Annotated in this window: 15 protein-coding genes and 1 riboswitch; all 15 genes read right to left on the bottom strand. The window is 45.1% G+C overall.

Annotation, left to right across the window (positions count from 1 at the left end; genetic code table 11):
* Positions 1 to 84: 84 nt before the first annotated feature.
* The 15 genes from atpD to MHH86_RS29375 all read right to left on the bottom strand — a co-directional run bounded on the left by atpD (position 85) and on the right by MHH86_RS29375 (position 12,969).
* Positions 85 to 1,485 (bottom strand): F0F1 ATP synthase subunit beta, encoded by a 1,401-nt coding sequence (gene atpD / locus MHH86_RS29305; protein WP_036681562.1) that lies wholly within the window; start codon positions 1,483 to 1,485, stop codon positions 85 to 87.
* Positions 1,486 to 1,724: 239 nt separating this feature from the next.
* Positions 1,725 to 2,594, bottom strand: a complete 870-nt coding sequence (atpG, locus tag MHH86_RS29310; RefSeq protein ID WP_036681564.1) for an ATP synthase F1 subunit gamma — start codon at positions 2,592 to 2,594, stop codon at positions 1,725 to 1,727.
* Positions 2,595 to 2,785: 191 nt separating this feature from the next.
* Positions 2,786 to 4,297, bottom strand: a complete 1,512-nt coding sequence (gene atpA, locus MHH86_RS29315; RefSeq protein ID WP_036681566.1) for a F0F1 ATP synthase subunit alpha — start codon at positions 4,295 to 4,297, stop codon at positions 2,786 to 2,788.
* Between the two features lie 11 nt (positions 4,298 to 4,308).
* Positions 4,309 to 4,860, bottom strand: coding sequence for a F0F1 ATP synthase subunit delta (locus MHH86_RS29320; RefSeq protein WP_036681568.1), 552 nt, complete (start codon positions 4,858 to 4,860; stop codon positions 4,309 to 4,311).
* Positions 4,857 to 5,345 (bottom strand): F0F1 ATP synthase subunit B, encoded by a 489-nt coding sequence (gene atpF / locus MHH86_RS29325; RefSeq protein ID WP_036681571.1) that lies wholly within the window; start codon positions 5,343 to 5,345, stop codon positions 4,857 to 4,859. The genes MHH86_RS29320 and atpF overlap by 4 nt, the downstream gene beginning before the upstream one ends.
* Positions 5,346 to 5,442: 97 nt before the next feature.
* Complete coding sequence (gene atpE, locus MHH86_RS29330) at positions 5,443 to 5,655, bottom strand: F0F1 ATP synthase subunit C (RefSeq protein ID WP_036681574.1); 213 nt, start codon at positions 5,653 to 5,655, stop codon at positions 5,443 to 5,445.
* A 105-nt stretch (positions 5,656 to 5,760) separates the two neighbouring features.
* The gene (gene atpB, locus MHH86_RS29335) at positions 5,761 to 6,528 is read right to left on the bottom strand and encodes a F0F1 ATP synthase subunit A (RefSeq protein WP_036681575.1); all 768 of its coding nucleotides are present in this window, start codon (positions 6,526 to 6,528) and stop codon (positions 5,761 to 5,763) included.
* A gap of 29 nt (positions 6,529 to 6,557) precedes the next feature.
* On the bottom strand, positions 6,558 to 6,935 hold the full coding sequence (locus tag MHH86_RS29340; protein ID WP_036681578.1) for an ATP synthase subunit I: 378 nt from the start codon (positions 6,933 to 6,935) through the stop codon (positions 6,558 to 6,560).
* Complete coding sequence (locus MHH86_RS29345; RefSeq protein ID WP_036681579.1) at positions 6,928 to 7,161, bottom strand: AtpZ/AtpI family protein; 234 nt, start codon at positions 7,159 to 7,161, stop codon at positions 6,928 to 6,930. Before MHH86_RS29345 ends, MHH86_RS29340 begins: the two co-directional genes overlap by 8 nt.
* A 178-nt stretch (positions 7,162 to 7,339) precedes the next feature.
* On the bottom strand, positions 7,340 to 8,500 hold the full coding sequence (gene wecB, locus MHH86_RS29350; RefSeq protein WP_036681581.1) for a UDP-N-acetylglucosamine 2-epimerase (non-hydrolyzing): 1,161 nt from the start codon (positions 8,498 to 8,500) through the stop codon (positions 7,340 to 7,342).
* A gap of 58 nt (positions 8,501 to 8,558) precedes the next feature.
* Positions 8,559 to 9,188 carry a uracil phosphoribosyltransferase gene (gene upp / locus MHH86_RS29355; protein WP_036681583.1) on the bottom strand — a complete coding sequence of 210 codons (630 nt, stop codon included), beginning with the start codon at positions 9,186 to 9,188 and terminating at the stop codon, positions 8,559 to 8,561.
* A 422-nt stretch (positions 9,189 to 9,610) separates the two neighbouring features.
* Positions 9,611 to 10,858 carry a serine hydroxymethyltransferase gene (glyA, locus tag MHH86_RS29360; protein ID WP_038573642.1) on the bottom strand — a complete coding sequence of 416 codons (1,248 nt, stop codon included), beginning with the start codon at positions 10,856 to 10,858 and terminating at the stop codon, positions 9,611 to 9,613.
* A gap of 115 nt (positions 10,859 to 10,973) precedes the next feature.
* Complete coding sequence (locus MHH86_RS29365; RefSeq protein WP_076144622.1) at positions 10,974 to 11,558, bottom strand: TIGR01440 family protein; 585 nt, start codon at positions 11,556 to 11,558, stop codon at positions 10,974 to 10,976.
* Between the two features lie 74 nt (positions 11,559 to 11,632).
* Positions 11,633 to 11,715: riboswitch (ZMP/ZTP riboswitch) on the bottom strand.
* Between the two features lie 48 nt (positions 11,716 to 11,763).
* Positions 11,764 to 12,351, bottom strand: coding sequence for a low molecular weight protein arginine phosphatase (locus MHH86_RS29370; RefSeq protein WP_076144620.1), 588 nt, complete (start codon positions 12,349 to 12,351; stop codon positions 11,764 to 11,766).
* 45 nt (positions 12,352 to 12,396) lie between these two features.
* Positions 12,397 to 12,969: a manganese efflux pump MntP family protein gene (locus tag MHH86_RS29375; protein ID WP_038573646.1), complete on the bottom strand. Its 573-nt coding sequence runs from the start codon at positions 12,967 to 12,969 to the stop codon at positions 12,397 to 12,399.
* Positions 12,970 to 13,047: the final 78 nt, after the last annotated feature.

Consider the following 13,047-nt stretch of genomic DNA (forward strand, 5'->3'; position numbering starts at 1 on the left):
CTTTACATAGTAAAGCTCGCTTCGAAAGCATGCACTAAGCTTTACGAAGTAAAGCTTGCATCGAAAGCATTAGCTAAGCTCAGGTTACATCGATTTCGCTTTTTCTACTGCTTCTTCAATCGTACCTACAAATAGGAAAGCTGCTTCTGGAAGATCATCATGCTTACCATCCAGGATTTCCTTAAAGCTGCGTACAGTTTCTTTGATTGGTACATATTTACCCTTAAAGCCAGTGAACTGTTCAGCCACGTGGAACGGCTGCGACAGGAAGCGTTCAACTTTACGAGCACGAGCTACGATAACCTTATCATCCTCACTCAATTCATCCATACCCAAGATGGCAATGATGTCTTGAAGCTCGGTATAACGTTGCAACAATTGTTTAACACCTTGTGCTACGTTGTAATGTTCTTCACCAACAATTTCTGGAGCTAGCAAACGCGAGCTGGAAGCCAGTGGATCAACCGCTGGGAAAATCCCCTTCTCGGAAATTTTACGCTCAAGGTTAGTTGTTGCATCCAAGTGAGCAAACGCTGTAGCCGGAGCAGGGTCAGTGTAGTCATCCGCCGGTACGTAGATTGCTTGAATCGATGTAACGGAACCTTTTTTAGTCGATGTGATACGCTCTTGCAGCTGGCCCATTTCAGTAGCCAAAGTCGGCTGATAACCAACCGCGGATGGCATACGGCCGAGAAGAGCGGATACTTCGGAACCCGCTTGGGTAAAGCGGAATATATTATCGATAAAGAGCAGCGTATCGCGGCCTTCCACATCACGGAAATATTCCGCCATGGTCAAACCGGTCAAAGCTACACGAAGACGTGCACCTGGAGGCTCGTTCATTTGTCCGAAGACCATTGCTGTCTTCTTAATAACGCCGGAATCCGTCATTTCGTGATAAAGGTCATTACCTTCACGAGTACGTTCACCGACACCTGCGAATACGGAAATACCACCGTGCTCTTGGGCAATGTTATTAATCAATTCTTGGATTGTTACTGTTTTACCTACGCCGGCACCGCCGAAGAGGCCGACTTTACCACCCTTAGCATAAGGTGCGAGCAAGTCGATAACTTTAATACCTGTTTCCAGGATTTCCGCTTGTGTTGACAATTCATCAAATGTTGGTGCGAGACGGTGAATCGGGTTCTTTTTCTCAGCAAGAACTTCACCAGCGTTATCAATTGGATTACCAAGTACGTTAAATACACGGCCTAATGTCGCTTCCCCTACAGGAACCGAGATTGGACCTCCTTGATCGATCGCATCCAGTCCACGAACCAGACCATCAGTAGAAGACATCGCGATACAACGTACCAGATTGTCTCCCAAGTGATTGGAAACCTCAAGTGTTAGGTTAAGCTGACGACCATTGTCCAAGACGGTTTCAATTTTGATAGCGTTGAAAATCTCGGGCAACTGGCCGCGTTCAAATTCAATATCGACAACCGGACCCATAATGCTTACAACGCGTCCTTTGTTCATCTTCTTTTCCCTCCTCGAAAGCTGTTACATCAAGAAGAAACGACGTTGTCGTCATATAAAGATGACAACCGTTTCTCGTAGAAATATAAGCATTTTGTATAGTGTAAAACCTATACTTTCTTATATTGTAAGAAGAACTTACAGTGCCGTTCTTAAGGAACTATGTACCCTAAGCAAGCGACACTGTTTCTCGTAAAATACAAGACAAGTTAAGCACTCTGTTTAACTTTTCTTGTATTTTAAGACTGCGCGTTCGCTCCGGCCACGATCTCGGTAATTTCCTGCGTAATTGCCGCCTGACGGGCACGGTTGTACGTAAGGGTAAGTTCTCCGATCATTTTCGACGCGTTCTTCGTTGCACTGCCCATAGCTGTCATTTTCGCACCCAGCTCACTGGCCTTGCCATCCAGAATTGCGCTATAAATCAAAGTTTCAGCGTACTTTGGAAGCAATACTTCTAGTACGCCTTCCGGTGAAGGTTCATATTCGTAGTTTGCAGAAGCTTCATGATGCTCTTGATTCCCTACTCCATCCATAGGCAACAGTCGCTCAACGGTTGGGATCTGGGTGATAGCATTGACGAATTGATTGTAACAAACATACAACTCATCATACGTACCATCTACAAACTGCTGTACTGCCGAATTCGCGATAGACTTGATGTCAGCAAACTTCGGCGCATCCGATAGCTCAGTAACTTCCTGTACAATCGGATATTCACGGCGACGTAGAAAGTCACGGCCCTTACGACCAATAACAAACAATGCGTACTCATCTTTGGACTTATGCTTCTCCGCGATGAGCATCGTCACCTTACGCAAAATATTAGCGTTGTAACCACCTGCAAGCCCTCTATCAGAGGTAACGATTAGATAACCAGTCTTCTTCACAGGGCGGCTAACCAGCATAGGGTGTTGAACACCTTCTGTGCCAGCAGCAATGCTCGATACAACCTCTTTTAGCTTCTCAGCATAAGGACGGGCGGCAATTGCCTTCTCCTGAGCTTTTCTCAGCTTGGATGCGGCTACCATTTCCATCGCTTTTGTGATCTGTCTTGTGTTTTGAACACTCTTAATTTGACGTTTAATATCACGCATGCTTCTTGCCATGATTTCACCACCTTAAAGCTTTGACGGAGTCAAAGCTAACTTCGTAAGCATCATCTTAGCTTTGACGGAGTCAAAGCTAACTTCGTAAGCATCATCTTAGCTTTGACGGAGTCAAAGCTACTTCATAAGCACAGCCTGAGCTTCGGCAGAGCCAAAGCTCACTTAGTAAAATCCGTTAAAGTCTATCTATATTAGCTAGTAGCGAAACCTCTTTTAAAGGTATCAATCGCTGCTTTTAGAGCGGCTTCGTTATCAGCTGTCAAATCTTTTGTATCCCTGATGGATTGAGCTACATCAGCAGCACTGCTATCCATGTAAGCAAGGAATTCCTTTTCAAAACGTTTTACGTCTTTAACTGGAATATCATCCAAATATCCTTTTACAGCTGTGTACAAGCTAAGCACTTGATGCTCAACAGACAACGGCTGATTCACACCTTGTTTCAGAACTTCCATCATACGTGCCCCGCGATTCAGACGGGCAAGTGTAGATTTATCAAGATCTGAGCCGAACTGTGAGAAGGCTTGAAGTTCGCGATATTGGGCAAGATCCAAACGGAGCGAGCCGGCTACCTTCTTCATCGCTTTGATTTGAGCGGAGCCCCCTACACGGGAAACGGAGATACCGACGTTGATCGCCGGACGTTGACCAGAGTAGAACAGATCGGATTCAAGGAAGATTTGACCATCTGTAATCGAGATTACGTTCGTAGGAATGTAAGCTGATACGTCAGATGCCTGTGTTTCGATAAATGGAAGTGCGGTTAATGAACCACCACCAAGCTCATCACTAAGCTTAGCTGCACGCTCCAAAAGACGGGAGTGCAAGTAGAATACGTCACCTGGGAATGCTTCACGACCCGGTGGACGACGAAGCAGCAAGGACAATTCGCGATAAGCCGAAGCTTGTTTCGAAAGGTCATCGTAAATGATCAGTACGTGCTCGCCCTTGTACATGAAGTATTCGCCCATTGCGCAGCCTGCGTATGGAGCAATATACAACAATGGGGACGGCTCGGAAGCCGATGCAGTTACAACGATTGTATATTCCAAAGCGCCATGACGGCGAAGAGTTTCTACAACCTGTGCTACTGTGGATTGCTTTTGACCAATGGCAACATAAATACATTTCATGCCGTTGCCTTTTTGGTTGATAATCGCGTCAATTGCGATTGCAGTCTTACCTGTTTGACGGTCACCAATGATAAGTTCGCGTTGTCCACGACCGATTGGTACCATCGCATCAATGGCTTTAAGACCTGTTTGCATCGGTTCATGTACCGATTTACGATCGATAACACCTGGTGCATTATTTTCTACAGGACGGAATTCAGTTGTAGCAATTGGGCCTTTGCCGTCAAGCGGCATACCAAGTGCGTTAACTACACGGCCGAGCAGAGCTTCACCAACAGGAACTTGCATAATTTGTCCTGTACGTTTTACTTGATCGCCTTCACGAATTTCCTTGTACTCACCCAGAATAACAACACCGACGTTGCTTTCTTCCAGATTGAGCGCCATGCCCACTACTCCGTTGGAGAACTCTAGCAATTCGCCTGCCATTGCGTTTTCCAGACCGTAGACACGGGCGATACCGTCGCCGACTTGAATGACGGTGCCGACTTCGGCAACTTCGATATCGGCTTTATATTCCTCAATTTGACTTTTGATCAAAGTGCTGATCTCTTCAGGTCTGATGCCCAATATCCTCACCCCTATCTTCTATGCTTATCATTAAAGGATTTCTCGAGACGCTCCAATTTGTTAGACAGACTGCCGTCATACAGCTTATCGCCGATATAAACTTTCAGTCCTCCCAACAGGCTTGGGTCCACCACATTCGTAATCCGGATTTTACGGTTTACGAGTTGGCCGAATTCTGCAGCTACAGCTGCTTTTTCTTCTTCACTTAAAGAATAAACAGAGTATACCTTAGCATCACCAATGCCAAGAGCGTCTCCTTCAATCTTGATATACGTATCCAGCAGATCGGCAAAAATATCGGTTCTGCCTCGCTCTACTAACAATTCTACAATGTTCATCACGATGGGAGAGAGCTTATCTTGAAGCGCTGTGCGCAGCACTTTCAGCTTGTCGGACTCCGAGATGCGCGGTGCAAGAATAAACCGCTTTATCTCTTGGTCGGAATGTAATAATCCAACCACTGCCTTGAGCTCTTCTTCTACTTCAAGGGTAATCCCTTTCTCTACCGCTGCACTGTACAATGCTCTAGCGTAGCGCTTGGCAACTACCGTATCGCGGCTCATGATTGGCCTCCTACCTCTTTGAGGTATTGGTTCACAAGTTGCTCCTGCTCGCCGCTAGCACTAACTTCTTTCTTAAGAAGTTTGGAAGCAATACGAACAGATGCCGTTCCAATTTCGCTGCGCAACTCTTCCACTGCTTTGTTCTTTTCGTTCTCGATATCGCGCACAGCCTCTTCTTTGACACGTGCTGCATCTGCTTTGGCTTGTGCCAAAGTTTGTTCTACCTGTAGATTGCTCGTGATTTGCGATTGTTGAATAATCTGTTGAGCTTCCTGGCGTGCACTGTTCAGCGCTTGCTTCTGCTCTTCCACATACGCGACCGCTTGTTCTCTAGTCTTCGCAGCTTCGTCCATTTGCTGCATTACCAGCTCACGGCGCTTCTCCATAACTGCAAAAAGTTTGCTGAACGCATACTTGCTAAGCAAGAAATATAAAATCCCAAAGGCGACAATTGAAAATACTATGTTTGTCCAAACAATATCCACTGAGGTCACTCCCTTCCGTTACCGCGTCATGCGGACGTATACAAAAGTAAGGCGCGGATGGCATCGGCCGTCCCCGCCAAACCGTAACTACGGTTTATTAAGTAAACATAATCAGGAATGCGATAACTGTTGCTGCCAACGGAATAACTTCGACGATACCTACACCAATAAACATTGTTGTTTGCAAAGCATTTTTCGCTTCTGGTTGACGAGCGATGGACTCAACTGTTCTACTAACGATCATACCGTTACCAAGACCTGCGCCAAGTGCACCCAATCCAACCGCTATTGCTGCTGCTAAAAATTCCATTTGTAAATATCCTCCTTTAATTTCGGTTCATATTTGTGTTTAATGATATAAGATATCTCCCACGAAGGAAAATCAGACGATAGCCGTTCTCTTCGCAGCAGTTCATTAATGTGCTTCTTCTTCGTGAATCGTCATCTGTGCGATATAAACCATCGTCAGAATCGTAAAGATAAACGCTTGTAGTGCCCCGACGAAAATACTGAAGCCCTGCCATACAGCCAGGAACGGAATACTGAGAATCCCCAGCTTCAAAATGACTGTAATCAGTACTTCTCCGGCGAAAATGTTAGCGAATAGACGAATAGCCAACGCTACAGGTTTTGCCAGGTTTTCGATAATGTTCAGTGGCAAAAAGATTGGAAACGGCTCGATGTAGTGTTTGAAATAATGTTTGCCGTTGAGCTTAATGCCCAGAAAGTTCATCAGTACAAATACTATGATTGCCAATCCTGCAGTGACATTAATGTCAGCAGTTGGCGACTTGTACCATAAAATTTCTGCATGCTCACCATTCGCCAAGTTCTTAGTTGCTTCAATCACGTGGCCAAACACTGTTACAGGTCCATGCGCCTCAGTTACAACGGAGAAAGGCAATCCAAGTAGATTGGAAACAAAGATAAACAGAATCAATGTCAACCCTAAAGATATGTAAGGTTTTCCTTTCTTCAGATCCATGGCACTGCTTATGACACCCTCTACAAATTCCACAACCCATTCCATGAAGTTCTGAAGCTTGGATGGATTTTCAACGGAAAGCTTACGAACCGAAAGCATAACCAGAACAAATACCACTGTACAACTGATCAGAAGCATCAACACGGCGGATAAATCTATCGGTATTCCCCCGACAAATATTTTCGGCATGTCATGCATAGTATCATCCCCCTTTCTCTTTAATCTGGTTAAAGCTTATTCTTCACACTCAGATATATCCCCGCAGGAATGGCGAGAAGCTGAGGAATGAATACGCCCGAAACAGTTGCTACCAGGGAGAAATGCTCAATCTTGACCGAGAACATGGTGACCAAAATTGCGAAGCTAATCCGTGTAACAAAACCGAGGCTGAAGGCATTCCCTTCGTTGCTCGCAATCGACTGCGTAACCCGTCGAACCTTGACGGCCAGATAACGAAAGTTTACCAATCCCGCCACCAGACCCAGAGTCATGCCCAGTGTAATTGCCCGGGTCTCATGATGAAGCACCCAGCCCATTAAGAGTCCTGCCATAAGGACGAGCGTAACTCTAGTGACGGTATTGATCATGGGAGTCATATTATCCATTCTGCTCCCCCAAAAATTTTTTAATTAACAAGGCGACATTCACAATTCCCAGAATCATTCCAGTTATAGTGCCAATGGCGAGCCAATATTTTGGCCCCTCCATCAGGTCTTTCAGCCATCTTGCCGCAAAAAAACCAATAAGAATGTAAGCGGCAAGCAAAGTGCCTGCACTTCCAATGACAAGCGCGGTCTGTAACAAGCTGTCCTTGCTATTTTGTTCTTTCATGGGCTACAATCCCAACTAATTTTACTGAATTTCCTGAGTCTTTGTCAATTCATTGAACATTGCCTAAAAACCCTTGAAAACATGAAAATAATCACAGCAAAACGTTCCAAAACCATATAAACCGTACAGTTTCACTGTATGTTGATTTTAATCAGATCAGATATTAGTTTAATTGAAATTATTTATTTTTTGTGAACATTCTGTGAAACTCTTCAGGACGTTCCTTATTAACACCAAAATGGTGCAAAATCGCATTGACAATCCGTTGGGAAGCCTTGCCATCTCCATACGGGTTGGCGGCCCGACTCATCGACTGATAGAGCTCATTATCAGTCAAAAGAGCATGTGTCCGTTGATACACCTTCTCCTCGTCCGTGCCCACAAGTTCCAGCGTTCCAGCCTCTATCCCTTCGGGACGCTCCGTTGTATCACGAAGCACAAGAACAGGCACTCCATAAGAAGGAGCTTCCTCTTGCAGACCGCCGGAATCGGTCAATATCAAGTGGGTATGCGGATAAAAATTATGCAGGTCCACGACATCCAGCGGATCAATCAGCTTAATTCTTGGATGTCCTCCCAGTATCTCATGTGCAGGTTCCTTAACGGCAGGACTCGGATGCACAGGGTAAACAATGGCGACATCTTCGAATTCATCAGCGATTCTTTTAATAGCTCGGAAGATATTACGATGCGGTTCACCTTGAGATTCTCTGCGGTGAGCAGTCATCAAAATAAGTCTTTTTCCTGAAGCAAAATCCAAAACAGGATGCCGGTAATCCGGCTGTACGGTATATTGAAACACATCAGTTACGGTGTTGCCTGTGATATAAATACTTGATTCTTTTTTGTTCTCGTGTCTCAGATTACTAGCTGACCAATCGGTTGGAGCGAAATGCAGATCGGCTAATACACCTGTTAATTGACGGTTCATTTCTTCAGGATAAGGAGACAATTTGTTCCATGTCCTAAGTCCTGCTTCTACGTGCCCAACCTGAATTTGCTGCAGGAAGGAAGCGTAACTAGCTAAAAACGTTGTTAAGGTGTCCCCATGCACCAGCACGAGGTCAGGCTTAACCTCCCTCAGTACAGGTTCCAAACCTTCAAGCACACGAATAGTAATCTCGTTCAAGGTCTGACGGTCCTTCATCACGTCCAAATCGTAATCAGGGGTGATATTAAACACTTCCAACACTTGATCGAGCAGTTCTCTATGCTGTGCTGTTACACATACTATTGATTCGATATGCTCAGGATGCTTCTTCAGTTCAAGAACCAGAGGAGCCATCTTGATCGCCTCGGGGCGCACTCCGAAAATAGTCATTACTTTGATTTTGGACATAACCCCTACCCTCTCATCAAATATTCTCGCATTACTATACTTAATACTTAATTACTTATTACTTGGTTCCATAAAGACGGTCACCAGCATCTCCAAGACCTGGCACGATGTATCCATGTTCATTCAAATGATCATCAAGCGCTGCTACATAAATATCAACATCCGGATGAGCTTCCTGAACTGCAGCAACACCTTCTGGCGCTGCAATCAAGTTCATCATTTTGATCTGTGTACAACCACGGTTCTTCAGTGAGGTAATCGCAGCAATTGCGGATCCGCCTGTAGCAAGCATTGGGTCAATCACTATCAACTCACGTTCCTGTACATCAGTTGGAAGCTTGATATAATACTCCACTGGTTGAAGAGTGTCTGGATCACGGAAAAGCCCTACATGTCCTACTTTAGCCGCAGGTAGAAGCTTCAGTACACCTTCAAGCATACCTAAACCCGCACGAAGAATAGGAATAAGCCCCAGCATTCTTCCCGAAATCACTTTGCTTTCCGTCTCAGTGACCGGTGTCTGTACCGTAATGGTCTCTAGTGGAATATCACGTGTAATCTCATAAGCCATCAATGTGGCAACTTCGTCAACATGTTCTCTGAAATCCTTCGTGTTTGTTCTAACGTCGCGAATAAATGTTAGTTTGTGTTGAATTAAAGGATGATCGCAAATCACCAATTTTCCCATTTACTGTCCCTCCGGTAATTGTAAGTCTTGTCTATAGCCATAGAAAGCGCTTTGCTTCTCAGTGGCTAAATCCTGTCTATTATAGCACTCCCGCCGCTGCATTTCACCTCAGAATGGTACTTGAACTCACATTGAACATATTCCCTTGTATTTCCTTGTTTTTAAAGGTAATGATTGGCTTAATTAGGAAACCAATCACTTATAAAACCTAGATTATGTTGTGCAACTTTGGCTTTTTCATACTATTCACATTATTTTCACTAATTTTATTGAAAGTTCCATGAACTTTCAAGATTAATTTCATTCAATTTCATCTATTAACTGCAGTAATATTTGTGAACAATATGCAACAAAAAAGCCTCCATCAAACCCGGAAGAGGGTATGAATGGAGGCAGAATCATTTCTTATTGGAAGCAAAAATTTAGTATTTCAACTCTGGATAAAGAGGGTATTGGTCAGTCAACTCAGCCACTTGACGGGCAGATTCTGCCAAGTTTGCCTCATCCTTCGGATTCTTTAGAACATTAGCAATGATACGTCCAATAGTGACCATTGCCTGCTCGTCCATACCACGGGATGTGACTGCAGGTGTACCAATCCGAATACCGCTTGTTACAAAAGGACTTGTAGGATCAAATGGAATTGCGTTTTTATTCACAGTAATCCCGATGGAATCTAGTACTTTTTCCGCATCTTTTCCGGTAATGTTCAGATTACGGGTATCCAGCAGCATCAAGTGGTTATCTGTACCTCCGGATACAATGTTAACCCCTTCACTGATCAACGTTTCTGCAAGAACATTAGCGTTCTTCACTACATTTTGAGCATAAGTCTTAAAGGATGGCTGCAATGCTTCACCAAATGCGACTGCTTTTGAAGCAATTACATGCATCAAAGGTCCACCTTGGGAACCAGGGAATACCGCTTTATCAATAGCAGCTGCCCACGGCTGTCTGCACATAATCATACCTCCGCGGGGACCGCGCAAAGTCTTATGCGTAGTAGTTGTAACGAAATGAGCATGAGGAACCGGGCTCGGATGAAGACCAGCAGCAACCAATCCTGCGATATGGGCCATATCTACCATAAATAGCGCACCCACATCATTGGCGATAGCGCCAAGTTTTTCGAAATCAATAATACGCGGATAGGCACTAGCACCAGCTACAATCATTTTTGGACGGTGCTTGAAGGCTGCTTTACGTACTTCATCATAATCAATTAGGAAAGTATCTTCTTGTACTCCATAAGCAACGAAGTTATAAAGCAATCCTGAAGCATTAACTGGGCTACCGTGTGTCAAATGACCGCCGTGAGCCAAATTCATTCCAAGAACAGTGTCGCCAGGCTTAAGCGCAGCCAGATAAACTGCCATATTTGCTTGAGCGCCGGAATGTGGTTGTACGTTGACATGATCCGCGCCAAACAATTCTTTTGCACGATCACGAGCAAGGTTCTCAACGATATCTACATCTTCACAGCCGCCATAATAACGTTTACCTGGATAACCTTCTGCATATTTGTTCGTAAGCACGGAGCCCATAGCTTCCATTACGGCTTCGCTAACGATATTCTCTGAGGCAATAAGCTCAATGTTGGCACGCTGACGTTTCAGTTCCAGTTCCATCGCTTCCAGTACTGCCGGGTCACTCTTACGCAATTGTTCCATGTTCTTATTTCCTCCCTAGTGTGTGTAGATATGTTGTATTTAAGTAGAAACGATTTGCCCGCCATAAAGAGACTTAGGTCTACGTTTCTGCAAAAAATATAAAAACTAAAGTTCGTTAATCACAAAACTGTGAACCACTTTGTTCTGGAGCACGATATACCGCACGTTCCCCGCCAATTAGTGGGGGTCTGGTCCATGCCGCATTCACTCTGGCTGCTCCAATGTATCGTAGAGTCGGACGGAAAGGAACGGCTACCCGCCGTAAATGCATTCCTATCAGTGTCTCGCCAATATCTAAGCCAGCATGAGCTTCTATCGTTTCCGCCAAAACAGGATCTTTCATAGCGTGATAAGCAGCCGTAGCCATCGAACCTCCAGCACCTCGTATAGGTACTGCTGATACTTCCTTCAGACCAAGTGACTCTAGCAGAGAGCGTTCCATCACAAGTGCACGATTTAAATGCTCGCAGCACTGATACACCGGATGAAATCCTTTTTCCGCTGCTACTAAATGAACACCTTCAAGCAGTTGTTCTGCAACTTCAAGTGCACCACCAGTTCCAATCCGGACACCAGCAACTTCACTTGTGCTCACTCCGACGACAACAATTTTGCCTGACCCAAGGTTACCAGCCTCCGCCAACTCCCTTAACACAGTGACGGTGGCTTCAGTTAATGATAGCTCCATAACTTCGTCCATCACTCTACCTCCTCAAACTTCAAACAAGCTTATTTTAAACAAAAAAGAGCAGTCCGCAGGTAGCTGCGGATTTGCTCTTTTGCCCAGGCGACCGGCCGTTTATTCCGATGCTCCATCGTGGTTTGATCCACATTTGTCGCCAGTTACATCGGAACCGATTATTTGTAACTTCATCTTAAAGCAAAGTGAACTGAAAATCAACCATTTACAAATGGCGGGAGGTTTCCAGCTTATCCAGCAAACTGAATAGCGCAGTGCGAATCTCAGCAGCAGTTAGCTCATAGTCCTCACGCGTGCCACCAAATGGATCAGAAATATCGAAGCTCGGAATACGCTGGCGAATCTCAATCATCCGCTGCAGATCCGTTGCATTCGGTTCACCACCAAGGGCTAAGCTCAACTCCGCATCTGCGTAAAGGCTGTCCAATTCCTTGATATCTTCCGTCACCGCATCTTCATCATGCACGTATTCCTTCAATGTATAGGTTTTCGTTACAGCATCCGGAAAATACTGCAGCAAATGCTGCTTATGCCCACCCGTCAAGGTCAGCACAAGGTCGGCCCAAGCGACAGCTTGACCTGTCAATTGTGACGACTCCATTGAATCATGAATTCCTTCTTCCTGCAGTATAGCTGCAGCATGTCTTGATATAGAAGTACCGGAAATGGCGGATACACCTGCAGACCGCACTTCCAGGTCGATTCCACGTTCCTTCGCGAGCTTTCGTAAAAGCCCCTCAGCCATAGGACTTCGGCATGTATTCCCGGTGCAGACGAATAAAATATGCAGCATGTTTTGCACCCCCATGAAATTAAATATTCTAATGCCGTTATTGTATCAAAAGATGAATAGCAAGCCAAACCCCAGAAGTATTGCACCGCCTAGCGCTTCTCCATAATCCCCGAGACCACGACTGACATGCCGTCCAATTAGCAACCCTAGAATCGACATTAGTCCCCCGCAAGCACCGAAGGCTAAGATGGTCAAAAGTACTCCATTCACAAACATCCCCAGTGATACACCCACGGAGAAAGAGTCAATACTGACACTGAGCGAAAGAAGTATCATCCCCCACAAGGTTCGATGATCCATAGCTCGTGAGCTTCCTGTATCCGGACGAAAGGAGTTGTACACCATATGCCCGCCTAAAAGAACTAGAAGACCTCCAGCAGCATAAGTCGTTACTTGACCTAACAAGTGTCCGACATAACTTCCTGTCAACAAACCCAGGAGAGGCATCAGCATATGAAAAACAGCAATGAGCAGACTCATTTGCAGAACATGCAGCAGACGAATACCTTTCATCCCGATCCCTACACCGAGCGAAAAGGCATCCATCCCTAATGCAACCGCCATTATAGTAATGGTAACAATCTGCCCCCATTCGGTATATACATCTCCTAAGCCCATGCTTAACCCCCCAAGTCCGAAATATCTTGTACAACAACGATATGCGGACAAGGGGGTAATCATGACTTCATATGGGAG

It is taken from the genome of Paenibacillus sp. FSL F4-0097 (assembly GCF_038593125.1).
In the GTDB taxonomy this organism is placed as follows: domain Bacteria; phylum Bacillota; class Bacilli; order Paenibacillales; family Paenibacillaceae; genus Paenibacillus_AQ; species Paenibacillus_AQ odorifer.

Excerpts from the sequence above, each read along its gene's own strand:
- MHH86_RS29345 (WP_036681579.1), bottom strand. The coding sequence starts at position 7,161 with ATGAAAGAACAAAATAGCAAGGACAGCTTGTTACAGACCGCGCTTGTC.
- atpE (WP_036681574.1), bottom strand. The coding sequence starts at position 5,655 with ATGGAATTTTTAGCAGCAGCAATAGCGGTTGGATTGGGTGCACTTGGC.
- MHH86_RS29320 (WP_036681568.1), bottom strand. The coding sequence starts at position 4,860 with ATGAGCCGCGATACGGTAGTTGCCAAGCGCTACGCTAGAGCATTGTAC.
- MHH86_RS29340 (WP_036681578.1), bottom strand. The coding sequence starts at position 6,935 with ATGGATAATATGACTCCCATGATCAATACCGTCACTAGAGTTACGCTC.
- glyA (WP_038573642.1), bottom strand. The coding sequence starts at position 10,858 with ATGGAACAATTGCGTAAGAGTGACCCGGCAGTACTGGAAGCGATGGAA.
- upp (WP_036681583.1), bottom strand. The coding sequence starts at position 9,188 with ATGGGAAAATTGGTGATTTGCGATCATCCTTTAATTCAACACAAACTA.
- MHH86_RS29370 (WP_076144620.1), bottom strand. The coding sequence starts at position 12,351 with ATGCTGCATATTTTATTCGTCTGCACCGGGAATACATGCCGAAGTCCT.
- MHH86_RS29365 (WP_076144622.1), bottom strand. The coding sequence starts at position 11,558 with ATGGACGAAGTTATGGAGCTATCATTAACTGAAGCCACCGTCACTGTG.
- wecB (WP_036681581.1), bottom strand. The coding sequence starts at position 8,500 with ATGTCCAAAATCAAAGTAATGACTATTTTCGGAGTGCGCCCCGAGGCG.
- MHH86_RS29375 (WP_038573646.1), bottom strand. The coding sequence starts at position 12,969 with ATGGGCTTAGGAGATGTATATACCGAATGGGGGCAGATTGTTACCATT.
- atpG (WP_036681564.1), bottom strand. The coding sequence starts at position 2,594 with ATGGCAAGAAGCATGCGTGATATTAAACGTCAAATTAAGAGTGTTCAA.
- atpD (WP_036681562.1), bottom strand. The coding sequence starts at position 1,485 with ATGAACAAAGGACGCGTTGTAAGCATTATGGGTCCGGTTGTCGATATT.
- atpB (WP_036681575.1), bottom strand. The coding sequence starts at position 6,528 with ATGCATGACATGCCGAAAATATTTGTCGGGGGAATACCGATAGATTTA.